At 40.9% G+C, this 11236-nt stretch carries 12 protein-coding genes; 9 read left to right on the top strand and 3 right to left on the bottom strand.

Annotated elements, in window-relative coordinates:
• From era to pdxJ, 3 genes are all read left to right on the top strand, one after another.
• Nucleotides 1–748: GTPase Era (era, locus tag ENH88_RS11565; protein ID WP_304182411.1), on the top strand; the 748-nt coding region annotated here is incomplete at its 5' end.
• Nucleotides 749–765: 17 nt separating this feature from the next.
• Complete coding sequence (gene recO, locus ENH88_RS11560; protein ID WP_304182410.1) at nt 766–1455, top strand: DNA repair protein RecO; 690 nt, start codon at nt 766–768, stop codon at nt 1453–1455.
• 58 nt (nt 1456–1513) lie between these two features.
• Nucleotides 1514–2245: a pyridoxine 5'-phosphate synthase gene (gene pdxJ / locus ENH88_RS11555; protein ID WP_304182409.1), complete on the top strand. Its 732-nt coding sequence runs from the start codon at nt 1514–1516 to the stop codon at nt 2243–2245.
• A 69-nt stretch (nt 2246–2314) separates the two neighbouring features.
• Here pdxJ and ENH88_RS11550 read toward each other — a convergent pair whose 3' ends face one another.
• The 3 genes from ENH88_RS11550 to ENH88_RS11540 form a co-directional block, all read right to left on the bottom strand.
• Nucleotides 2315–5278: a TonB-dependent receptor domain-containing protein gene (locus tag ENH88_RS11550; protein WP_304182408.1), complete on the bottom strand. Its 2964-nt coding sequence runs from the start codon at nt 5276–5278 to the stop codon at nt 2315–2317.
• A gap of 261 nt (nt 5279–5539) precedes the next feature.
• A complete protein-coding gene (locus tag ENH88_RS11545; RefSeq protein WP_304182407.1) occupies nt 5540–5731 on the bottom strand; it encodes a hypothetical protein in 192 nt (63 codons plus the stop codon).
• A gap of 57 nt (nt 5732–5788) precedes the next feature.
• Nucleotides 5789–5962: a DUF1328 family protein gene (locus ENH88_RS11540; protein ID WP_304182406.1), complete on the bottom strand. Its 174-nt coding sequence runs from the start codon at nt 5960–5962 to the stop codon at nt 5789–5791.
• 518 nt (nt 5963–6480) lie between these two features.
• On the opposite strand from ENH88_RS11540, the gene ENH88_RS11535 reads away from it, so the two are divergent.
• The 6 genes from ENH88_RS11535 to ENH88_RS11510 all read left to right on the top strand — a co-directional run bounded on the left by ENH88_RS11535 (nt 6481) and on the right by ENH88_RS11510 (nt 10849).
• The gene (locus ENH88_RS11535) at nt 6481–6726 is read left to right on the top strand and encodes an OadG family protein (protein ID WP_304182405.1); all 246 of its coding nucleotides are present in this window, start codon (nt 6481–6483) and stop codon (nt 6724–6726) included.
• A gap of 10 nt (nt 6727–6736) precedes the next feature.
• Complete coding sequence (oadA, locus tag ENH88_RS11530; protein ID WP_304182404.1) at nt 6737–8521, top strand: sodium-extruding oxaloacetate decarboxylase subunit alpha; 1785 nt, start codon at nt 6737–6739, stop codon at nt 8519–8521.
• Between the two features lie 11 nt (nt 8522–8532).
• The gene (locus ENH88_RS11525) at nt 8533–9663 is read left to right on the top strand and encodes a sodium ion-translocating decarboxylase subunit beta (RefSeq protein WP_304182403.1); all 1131 of its coding nucleotides are present in this window, start codon (nt 8533–8535) and stop codon (nt 9661–9663) included.
• Between the two features lie 142 nt (nt 9664–9805).
• Entirely contained in the window at nt 9806–9982 is a 177-nt protein-coding gene (locus ENH88_RS11520) for a hypothetical protein (protein ID WP_304182402.1), read from the top strand.
• A gap of 344 nt (nt 9983–10326) precedes the next feature.
• Nucleotides 10327–10599, top strand: coding sequence for a type II toxin-antitoxin system Phd/YefM family antitoxin (locus ENH88_RS11515; protein WP_192541627.1), 273 nt, complete (start codon nt 10327–10329; stop codon nt 10597–10599).
• Nucleotides 10580–10849, top strand: a complete 270-nt coding sequence (locus tag ENH88_RS11510) for a Txe/YoeB family addiction module toxin (RefSeq protein ID WP_304182401.1) — start codon at nt 10580–10582, stop codon at nt 10847–10849. Before ENH88_RS11515 ends, ENH88_RS11510 begins: the two co-directional genes overlap by 20 nt.
• The last annotated feature ends 387 nt before the right edge of the window (nt 10850–11236 follow it).

Here is an 11236-nt window from a genome sequence, read left to right as displayed (position 1 = left end):
AGATGTGTATAAGAGACAGGTGTATGTTGATACACCGGGTTTGCATGTTGAAGAAAAACGCGCTATTAACCGTTTAATGAACCGTGCAGCGTCAAGTTCATTGGGTGATGTTGAGCTGGTTATTTTTGTTGTTGAAGGCACTCACTGGAATGCTGACGATGAAATGGTACTTAATAAAGTAAAGCAAAATGGTAAGCCCGTTTTATTAGTGATCAATAAAATTGATCAAGTAAAAGACCGCGATCTGGTACTGCCACATATGAAGTGGTTGGGTGAAAAGTTTGACTTTGTGGGCATTATGCCAGTCTCGGCGACACAAGGTAAAAATATCGATCTTATCAAAAATGAAGTGACAAAACGCTTACCACCGTGTGAGTTTTACTTCCCTGAAGATTATGTTACTGATCGTTCAATGCGCTTTATGGCGGCTGAAGTCATTCGTGAAAAGTTGATGCGCTTTATGGGTGAAGAATTACCGTATTCTGTCACTGTTGAAATTGAGCAGTTTAAATGGCAAGACAATGGTATTTGGCATATCAATGGCCTGATTTTAGTTGAGCGTGAAACGCAAAAACGCATGGTGATTGGTAATAAAGGCGAAAAGCTTAAAGTGATAGGCCGAGAAGCCCGTAAAGATCTCGAAGAAATGCTTGATAACAAAGTATTTTTAGAACTTTGGGTGAAGGTTAAATCAGGTTGGGCTGATGACGAGCGTGCACTACGCAGCTTAGGCTATGGTGAAGATTAATAGCCTAAGCAAAATTTATGGATAGCGACTTCTACACAGCATACTTATTACACCGACGTCCTTTTAGTGACTCACAAGTAATGCTTGATATGCTAGTAGAGGGCGTTGGCCAGTTACGCATGCTGGCCCGCATTAGTGGCCGCCAAGCAACCAAGCATAAAGCCCAGTTACAACCCTTCCAAACGCTACTGGTTAATTACACCGGTAAGCACGACCTTAAATATATTCAGCGCTTTGAACTGCATGGTACACAATCGCCTTTAGTGGGAGAACAGCTTTATTGTGGCTTTTATCTCAATGAGCTGACCAATCGTATTGTGCCAATTAATGAACCTATTGACCATGTTTATCAACTGTATAAAACTCACCTGCAACAACTTAACCAGCACCCCAATTTACAAGCTGTATTGCGCTCTTATGAATTTCAATTATTAGAATTGCTAGGCTATGGCGTTGATTTTAGTTTCGATGCGGCGGGAGAGCCAATTGCCCAAGAGCAAACTTATAGCTATTTTGCTGAGTACGGTTTTGTTGCGCAGGAGCAAATCGGCAGTGGTTTTTCTGGTGCACAGTTAAATGCGATTGCAGCTCATGACTTTAGCGCGCCGGATGTGTTATATATGGCAAAACAATTAAGTCGTCATTTAATGAAGCCTTTGCTAGGTAAAAAACCATTAAAAAGTCGCGAGCTTTTTATATCCAAATAGTTTGGATATTCACCCTAACTTTAGCGCGGTTTCAAACCGTTATTTTATAGGTAAAAAAATGAAAGATATTCTTTTGGGTATAAATGTTGACCATATTGCCACGTTACGCCAAGCTCGTGGTACCAGCTACCCAGATCCAGCGCATGCAGCAAGTGTTGCAGAACATGCGGGTGCCGATGGCATTACCATTCATTTACGCGAAGATCGTCGCCACATTCAAGACCGTGATGTGTATGTGATGGCTAAAACAATCCAAACACGGATGAACCTTGAAATAGCCGTTACCGAAGAAATGTTAGCTATCGCATTAGAAGTAAAGCCTGCGTATGTGTGTTTAGTGCCTGAAAAACGCGAAGAACTAACCACAGAAGGTGGCTTAGATGTGGTCGGTAACTTCGATAAAATTAAAGCCGCAACGGCGACGCTTACAGAAGCAGGCATTAAGGTATCGTTATTTATCGATGCAGATAAAGCGCAACTAGATGCGGCAAAAGCATGTAATGCCCCTTATGTTGAAATACATACAGGTGCTTATGCAGATGCAGAAAATGATGCAGAGCTGGAAAAACAACTTGAGCATATTCGCCAAGGTGTAAAGTATGCAGCTAGCCTAGGCTTGATAGTAAATGCAGGGCACGGTCTGCATTATCACAATGTAAAACCGATTGCGGCGATGGAAGAGATTTATGAGCTAAATATTGGCCATGCAATTATAGCGCGAGCTGCGATTGATGGTTTAGATAAAGCAGTACGTGACATGAAGCGATTAATGTTAGAAGCAAGAGCATAAGCTACTGCAATAAAAAATAGGCATAAAAAAGCACCGCATAATAGCGGTGCAAATTACTACCAGGGACGGTTAAAATTGGACTTTAATACCCATTTTAAACTTCCGGCCAAGTACATCATAGTTACTTGGGAATGTATTACCTGAGTTAGAGCTAGTATCGCCAGCTTCTCCACCAACTACAGGGGGCTCTTTTTCAAAAATATTATCGATACCGAAATTAACTACAATGTTTTCTGTTGCATAGTAACTCGCAAATAAATCAAAGTAGTCATAGCTTTCAATACTTCTAAAATCTTCAAAAACATTTGGCGCTTCTATTGGCTCTACATCAACCCCATCTATATGACGCCATTGTAATGACATGGTTAAGTCTTCCCATACCCAGCTAGTACGTTGTACCCAGCGAAGTTCTGAAACAGGGTCACAACTAGTACTGAAGTAACCTTTACAGTCAATGATTCTAGCTGTATCTGAACTCTGCGACTCTTGCGTTAGGTATTTATTGATATTACCTGAAAATTGCAGTTCGCCCATTTCATCCATTAATACAGCAAAGTTAAAGCCAAGCTCGATACCTTCAGCACGTTGGCTTTTCAAGTTAGTGGTGAATTGTTCTATACCAGCTCCGGCAATTGTTAAATCACCACCGATCCGGTTGATTTTTGCACATTCATTGGTATCACCAAGCACATAACAAGCATCAAGAATTTCTTGAGCAGAAAAGTTCCCAATAATATTACTAATATCAATATCATAGTAATCTAATGTAATTGTAAAGTTTTCCAGACTATTAAATTCAGGCGTCCACACAATACCTGCCGTAAATGTGTCAGCCTCTTCGGCACCAGGAGGGTTTAGAGGGTCACTACCGCTAATTACTTGTACTTGCCCCGAAATGACATTTTGAACATTGCCAACTTGTGCTTCACTCATACCTGTAGAAATACAAAGCTGCTTTAATGCTTCATCAATATTGCCAGCATTAGCTATTGAACAAGGGTCGCTTTGGGCATTATCTAGCCCTGTAACTACTGGGGATGCAATCTCACCAACATTAGGTGCGCGAGTAGCTTGTTGTTGCATGACACGGACTAAAATATCGCTGACTGGGCGCCAATTGAAGCCTAGCTTCCAGGTTTCATTGCTACCAACTGTATCGTAATCAGCCCAACGGAAACCAAATTCTACATCAAGCGTTTCAGCACCAGGCAAACCATCTAAAACAGGTAAGTAACCTTCCATAAATAATTCATCAACAGAGAAACCACCAGAAATAGGTAATTGGTTACCACCGGCACCACCTTGGCAGCTCGCTGGAGCAAGTTTTAAGCACTCATCCGGTTCGAATAAGCCTTTTTCTTTACGTTTTTCATAACCAAAACTCATTGCCAGTGGTGCGCCAGCGCCCGGTATTTCAATAAAGTTGAATGAGCCATTTACACTTGCTGTGAAAACTTCTTGGCTGTATTTTTGTTGTTGTAGTGCGATTGCTTGCGCATAGCCTGCCATTTCTTCGGTGATTGAGCCAAAACCACCAAATAAGTTTATAGGCACACAGCTAGAATCACCGTTTTTACAAGTAACGCCATCTGTTGTATCTAACGCATTTTGAATATTTGTTAAATTAGTATAACCACCACGTACGGTTGTACGATTTGATTCACCATACTGGTAGCTTGCGTCATATTGCCAATCATCTAAGAAATAACCTGTAACACCAGTTACCATTTGAAATTGAGTACTGTCAAATCGTTCAGTACGAGCTCCTAGCTCTAAAGTACGTCTTCTTAACTGGACTGTCAGATAGTCGGCTTCATCAACAATACCATTGCCATTTATGTCTTGCCAATTAGATGAATCTAAACTTCCCTCACCTAAAGCAGCCGTTGCGCCATCGATCATAAATTGTCTAGCTTGATCGCCTATTAATGGATTTGCAAGTGGCAAATTAAAACTAGATCCAAATGTTCCTGATGGTGCTACTTGGGTATCAACACTGGTATTAGTGAAGTTCACCGATGAATAAACTTGGTGATCATCTGTTAGGTAGTAATTACCAAGTGCTGTAGCCGAATAGCGCTCAGATGGTGTTTGGTAGAAGTTATAAGGGTTAAAGTTGAATACACTACATTCACTAGCTGCTAATGTACCATCATTCCTAAATTGTCCGGCACCGGTTTGGCCTGCACCCACGATGGCAAAACGTGTTGGGAATGCAGTTGTCGAACCACCGCTTTCGACGGAGTTTGGACCACTACATGCGTCAGGAGCAGGGATTGGCGGCTCGCCATTTAAGAATTGTTCGTAGTTAGCGCCAGTTTTAGTTTCAATACCTAGTAGGCCTAATGGTCTATCCCCCAAAAGGATTTGATCACGTTTCATCCAACCAAGGGATAGCACGACATTACCTTTGTCATCTTCAAGGTTGGAACCAAGAGTGATGCTGAAACTGTCCTTGTCACCATCGCCATCGCCGGTTTCTGAATGCTTGGCATCAAAAACTACCCCTTGAAAATCATCTTTAAGTACAATGTTTACAGCGCCAGCTATCGCATCAGAACCATATACCGCAGATGCACCACCGGTGACAATATCAATTCGTTCGATCAATGCGCTGGGGATAGTTGAGCTATCTACAGCACCATTATAGTTATAAGGGATCATACGGCGTCCATTCATTAATACTAATGAACGTTGAGCACCAAGGCCGCGTAAGTTTATTGTGGCTGCACCACCAGAACCATTGTTTACGTTGCTACCATCACCGGGAACTGTTGCAGGTAAATTTCTTAATATTTGTTCAACTTCAGGTTCTTGTTGAAAGCCGAGCTCTTTTTCTCCGATGGAAATTATGGGGCTAGCAGAAACTGCTCCTGGTTGCCGAATACGGCTACCCGTAACAGAGATAACTTCGACGTCTTTGTCTACTTCAGTTTCTTGTGCTGCGGAAAGTGGTGAATAGATGAGTGCGGTTGAGATAACCCCCGCACTAAGTGCATACCTCACTGCGAGTGAAATTCTATTTTTTAACATTGTAATCTCCCAAGTATTTATAATAATTAGGCTAAATACAACAGGAAGCACATTGCAGATGCTTCCACTTAGCTTTTTAAAGATAGTCATTAAGTTGGGACATACAAATAATTTAAAGCGTCAAAATATGAAATTTTGCAAAATTTGAAATGTAAAGCGAATGAAATACGGCAGGGTTGATAAAAATATTATTTTAAAACAGTGCCTTAAATAAAAAAGCGGCTTCAATTGAAGCCGCTTTTTTTATTTAAATATTTTTTCTTAACAGTTAGTTTCTTCGGCGTTTACGCCTTCTTTCACTTCTTCACAGGTGTCTTCAATTTTATTACCCACATCTGTAGCGGCTTCGTCGATGCTCTCACCTGCTTTTTCTGCTGGGCCTGGTTCACAACCCATGATAAAAAAACTAGCGAAAAGGGCGATAACGGCTGTTTTTAATGTTGTCGATTTCATAATGTAATTCCTTGTAAAATATAATGTTCTGTTAATTATGTTAGACCTTGATATTGATCACTTCGGGACATTGCCACGCAATGCGCCTGAAATAAGTGAAATAACTAACAATATTATAAAGATAAAAAAGATAATCTTAGCAATTCCTGCTGCGGCACCAGCGATACCACCAAAACCTAACACTGCTGCAATAAGTGCAATAACTAAAAATGTAATTGTCCAGCGTAACATTGTTGTCTCCTTGGTTTGTTAAGTTGTTCGAAGTAAATAATGCCAATTGCGTGCCAATAAAATAAATTATTTACTATCAGTAGGTTGATGTTTTTTCTCTGACGTGTTTCTGAAAGGGCTGGGAATAATTTACAGCTTTACCTGTAAGTTATTCCCAGCTGTATAAATCAGCTTTAAAGTAATTTTTTTGGTAAGACCAATTGATCTAATCTAGTTCGTTGCTGCTGGTGTCTACTAAAAATCGCTGGCGTTGCGAGGTGTTTAGAGAGTGAGCTGGGCTTTCGCTTATAATTTATAGCTATAATCACTATTTTTATCATCTATATTTCGTGAAATTATAGCAAAATGTAGAGTGTTAACTTTACTGAGGATATGTTAGCTTTATATTAATTGGTTTTACCAATTTACAAAGTGTTGGACTTGGTCTATTTCTTTGTTATGATTGGTGCATAATTATTTAAATAAAGTGATTTTTTACCTAGTGATGAGGTTGGGTAAATAAAATCAAGGGGAGCAGCATGGATATAGGTCAGTTACTAGCTACAGCAGCAAACTTAATGGTCACCGGTATGGTAGGTGTTTTCGTTTTTCTTTCGTTGTTGATTTCAGCAATTATCATTATGTCTAAACTAGCGAGCCGTTTTGAACAGTCGGTTGCAACGCCTATGCGTACACCGTCAATCAAAGCACCTGGTGTACCAAGTGCACACATTGCTGCGATCAGTGCAGCTATCGCTCAGTACAAAAATAAACAAAAACTATAAGGGGTGACTTGTGGCCAAATTAAAATTAACAGAATTAGTACTTAGAGACGCGCATCAATCATTATTAGCAACGCGTATGCGTTTAGATGACATGCTACCAATTGCAGAAAAACTAGATGATGCGGGCTACTGGTCTATTGAGTCATGGGGTGGAGCGACATTTGATTCATGTATTCGTTATTTAGGCGAAGATCCTTGGGAGCGTATTCGCGCCCTTAAAAAAGCGATGCCAAATACTAAGCAACAAATGTTATTACGTGGTCAAAATCTTTTAGGTTATCGTCATTATGCAGATGACGTGGTGGAAAAATTTGTAGAGCGTGCACACAAAAATGGTGTTGATGTGTTTCGTATTTTTGATGCGATGAATGATGTTCGTAACCTTGAAACTGCAATTAAAGCTGCTATTAAAGTGGGCGCGCACGCACAAGGAACAATTTCATATACAGTAAGTCCTGTGCATACGCTTGATATGTGGCTAACACTTGCTAAACAACTTGAAGAGTTAGGTTGTCACTCAATTTGTATCAAAGACATGGCGGGCTTGTTAAAACCCTATGCTGCAGAAGAACTGATCAAAGCATTAAAAGAAACTGTCTCTATCCCAATTGCTATGCAGTGCCATGCGACAACGGGTTTAAGTACCGCGACATATCAAAAAGCGATTGATGCAGGCATTGATATGCTTGATACCGCAATTTCATCAATGAGTATGACTTACGGGCACAGCGCAACTGAGACGATTGTATCAATTGTTGAAGGCACGGAGCGCGATACTGAACTTGATTTAAATCAGCTCGAAGAAATTGCTGCTTATTTCCGTGATGTACGTAAAAAATATGCCGCGTTTGAAGGCAGCTTAAAAGGTGTTGATGGCCGTATTTTATTAGCACAAGTGCCAGGTGGCATGCTAACTAATATGGAAAATCAGCTTAAAGAGCAAGGTGCTGCGGATAAATTGAATGAAGTATTGCTTGAGATCCCACGTGTACGTGAAGACTTAGGTTATTTACCGCTAGTTACACCAACATCACAAATTGTTGGTACACAAGCTGTATTAAACGTACTGACGGGCGAGCGTTATAAAACTATCACTAAAGAAACCGCCGGAGTGCTAAAAGGTGAGTATGGCGTAACTCCCGCGCCGATGAATAAAGAATTACAAGAGCGGGTACTTGATGGCGCTGAGGTGATCACTTGTCGTCCTGCTGATCTATTAAAACCAGAACTTGAATCGCTACAAGCTGAGCTATTAAAAGCAGCACAAGAGCAAGGTCTTGAACTTGCTGATGAGCAAATCGATGATGTTTTAACCTACGCGTTATTCCCACAAATTGGTTTGAAGTTCATTAAAAATCGTAATAATCCAGATGCCTTTGAAGCTGCACCAAGTGCTGAATCTACTAATAAAGAGCAAGCTGTTAGCAATAAGCCGAGTAACAACAATACCGTTAAAGCAGAGCAGTACAGCGTAAAAGTTGATGGTAAAGTTTATGATGTTGTGGTTGCACAAGGTGGCGAGCTAAAAGAAGTTACCTTAAAAGACAGTGAACTTATTCCACAATCTGCGTCAGTTGCATCCGGCGAGACTCTTAACGCGCCACTTGCAGGTAATATCTTTAAAATTAAGGTGAAAGCGGGGCAAACGGTGAATGAAGGCGATGTAGTGATCATCATGGAAGCGATGAAAATGGAAACTGAAATTCGCGCAACACACACAGGTACTATTGCTGAAATTCTCGTTGCTGAAGGTGATTCAGTGGCAACGGGTGATGCTATGATTGCACTAGCTTAGGAGCGCAGAGGATGGAAGCATTATTAAACCTCTGGCAAGCAACAGGTATTGCTAATTTTACATTCCCAGCACTTATTATGATCGCTGTGGGGGGAGGACTGTTGTATCTGGCAATTGCGCGCAACTTTGAGCCGTTACTATTATTACCAATTGGCTTTGGGGCAATATTAACAAATATCCCCTTAGCGGGCTTATCAGATCCCGGTGGTTTACTGTATTACGTTTATCATATTGGTATAGATACCGGCGTGTTTCCGCTGTTGATATTTATGGGCGTTGGTGCGCTTACTGATTTTAGTGCCTTGATTGCAAACCCTCGCATGTTATTGCTGGGCGCGGCGGCTCAGTTTGGTATTTTTGCAACCTTGTTTGGCGCAATTTTGCTGAACTTCGTACCTGGTTTTGAGTTTTCCTTACAAGATGCGTCAGCAATTGCGATTATTGGTGGTGCTGATGGCCCCACGGCAATCTTTTTAGCCTCAAAGCTTGCTCCAGATTTATTGGGTGCTATCGCCGTAGCTGCATACTCATATATGGCATTGGTGCCAATTATTCAGCCGCCGATCATGCGCGCATTAACAACACCAGAAGAACGGCAAATTAAAATGCCACAGTTACGTACAGTATCTAAAAAGGAAAAAATCATTTTCCCTCTTATAGTACTTACGTTAACAATGCTATTTTTACCAGCCGCGACACCGTTAGTAGGGATGTTTTGCTTAGGTAACTTAATGCGTGAATCAGGCGTGGTTGATCGTTTAAGTAACAGTGCGCAAAACGAGATCATTAATATCACCACTATATTTTTAGGTCTAGCTGTAGGTTCAAAACTCGCTGCTGATAAGTTTTTAACGGTAGAGACAATTGGTATTTTGGTGCTCGGCGCCTTGGCTTTTGCAATCGGTACAGCTTCAGGTGTATTTATGGCAAAAGGCATGAATAAGTTCTCTAAATCACCAATCAATCCACTCATCGGTGCGGCTGGTGTGTCCGCTGTACCAATGGCTGCACGCGTAGTTAATAAAGTGGGTCTTGAAAGCAACCCGCATAACTTCTTGTTAATGCATGCAATGGGGCCAAACGTTGCGGGTGTACTTGGTAGCGCTGTAGCTGCTGGTATCTTGTTAGCCCTGGTAGGTTAATCACATCATTACAGCATACTCAACAAGCTTGAGTATGGTTAGGTAACTTTTTACTTCCAACCGACTAGCGCAGTATTTACTGCGCTTTTTTTTGCCTGCTTTTTGGGTATACTCGATAGATATTCAATAAATAAGGAATGGTATGAATATTTTCGTGATTTTAATTTCACTGTTTGTCGCACTGATTATTCTGGTGCCATTACTTGAAAAGTACCAGTCTAAAATAGGCCTAGACGGCGCGACTAAATACGCCAAATACATCTGGCCGTTGGTGATGATTTCATTGGTTGTGCAATTGATTTATGTGTTGGTGCGATAGAGTGCAGCCGTCAGCCGTCAGCCGTCAGCCGTCAGCCGTCAGGTTCAGGGCTGCTAGGAGCGGTAAGCCTTAAGTTGTAAGTGATAAGCTCGGCGTTAAAATTGGCTGTGTAGGTTGTGGTTGAGTACCGTGAAAGCCAACGAAAAAATACCCTTTCAGACAACATCAATGCACTGCATTATCGGATATTTTTATTTCTGCACTTTGGGCAAAGCCTTTTAAATGGATTATTAATAAAGTCAATTTACTCGTTCTTTATTGACTGTTATTTGTCCTTTAAAGTGACTTGATATATTTTTTTTATTATAATGTACGACATTACCGTACATTATTGAGGTTTAATTATGGATAGCATCAGCGTAAATCAATTTAGAGAAAACTTAAAAACATACGTAGAGCAAACTGTTAGTGACCATGAGCCAATAAAGGTTACACGGCGTTCAGGAGATGCATTTATAGTTATGAGTGCCGATGACTGGGAACGAGAGCAGGAAACTTTACATGTTTTACAGAGTAGTAGTTTAATGCAACAAATCGCTGACTCAATGAAAACTCACACAACTAGGTCAGGTTATAAACCCACACAAGAGCAGCTAGATGAGATCATTAACCTTTGAGGGTAAAACTTGGTTCACCTATGAGCAACTACGAGAGAAAGATAAAAAGTTGCATACAGCATTATGTAAAATACTAAAAGAAATGATGCGCTCAGATCCAAGTAAAGGCTTAGGTAAACCAGAGCCTTTAAAGCACAATTTATCAGGATTATGGTCAAAGCGTATATCGCAAAAAGATCGGTTAATTTATAAGTTTGATGATGAGTGCATATATATTTTTGCCATTGGTGGGCATTACGACGACCATTAGAAAAATAACCTCATTAAGAGGCAAAAATTGCTAGCCAAAATCAGCGACGAAGGAGTAAAAGCTAACCGTGTTTTCTCGAATTTAAACAATCTGTTAGCAGATATAGCTAAATTATCACTGTGTATTATTGGTCTGAAAGCCTGCTCTGGCATGTATTATTGGGTGAGAAAGTTCGGTAAATTCGGTCACAACCTAATGACTGATAGCTTAACAAAAACCGTTGCTATTTGCATAGCAACGGTTTTATATTTTCTGACCGCTGACCGCTGACCGCTGACCGCTGACCGCTGACCGCTGACCGCTGACCGCTGACCGCTGACCGCTGACCGCTGACCGCTGACCGCTTTATTTAAGCGCGAGTTGTAGTTCTCTGTTGCGCTCTAGCTG

It is taken from the genome of Pseudoalteromonas prydzensis, assembly GCF_011050055.1.
Lineage (GTDB): Bacteria > Pseudomonadota > Gammaproteobacteria > Enterobacterales > Alteromonadaceae > Pseudoalteromonas > Pseudoalteromonas prydzensis_A.
The sequence above is the reverse complement of the archived record's forward strand: the minus strand, read 5'-3'. Positions and strand labels throughout refer to the sequence as shown.

What these genes read in the sequence shown, in the direction of transcription:
- ENH88_RS11510 (WP_304182401.1), top strand. Translation starts at nt 10,580, where the DNA reads ATGAGATCATTAACCTTTGAGGGTAAAACTTGGTTCACCTATGAGCAA.
- pdxJ (WP_304182409.1), top strand. Translation starts at nt 1,514, where the DNA reads ATGAAAGATATTCTTTTGGGTATAAATGTTGACCATATTGCCACGTTA.
- ENH88_RS11520 (WP_304182402.1), top strand. Translation starts at nt 9,806, where the DNA reads ATGAATATTTTCGTGATTTTAATTTCACTGTTTGTCGCACTGATTATT.
- ENH88_RS11550 (WP_304182408.1), bottom strand. Translation starts at nt 5,278, where the DNA reads ATGTTAAAAAATAGAATTTCACTCGCAGTGAGGTATGCACTTAGTGCG.
- ENH88_RS11535 (WP_304182405.1), top strand. Translation starts at nt 6,481, where the DNA reads ATGGATATAGGTCAGTTACTAGCTACAGCAGCAAACTTAATGGTCACC.
- ENH88_RS11540 (WP_304182406.1), bottom strand. Translation starts at nt 5,962, where the DNA reads ATGTTACGCTGGACAATTACATTTTTAGTTATTGCACTTATTGCAGCA.
- ENH88_RS11525 (WP_304182403.1), top strand. Translation starts at nt 8,533, where the DNA reads ATGGAAGCATTATTAAACCTCTGGCAAGCAACAGGTATTGCTAATTTT.
- ENH88_RS11545 (WP_304182407.1), bottom strand. Translation starts at nt 5,731, where the DNA reads ATGAAATCGACAACATTAAAAACAGCCGTTATCGCCCTTTTCGCTAGT.
- recO (WP_304182410.1), top strand. Translation starts at nt 766, where the DNA reads ATGGATAGCGACTTCTACACAGCATACTTATTACACCGACGTCCTTTT.
- ENH88_RS11515 (WP_192541627.1), top strand. Translation starts at nt 10,327, where the DNA reads ATGGATAGCATCAGCGTAAATCAATTTAGAGAAAACTTAAAAACATAC.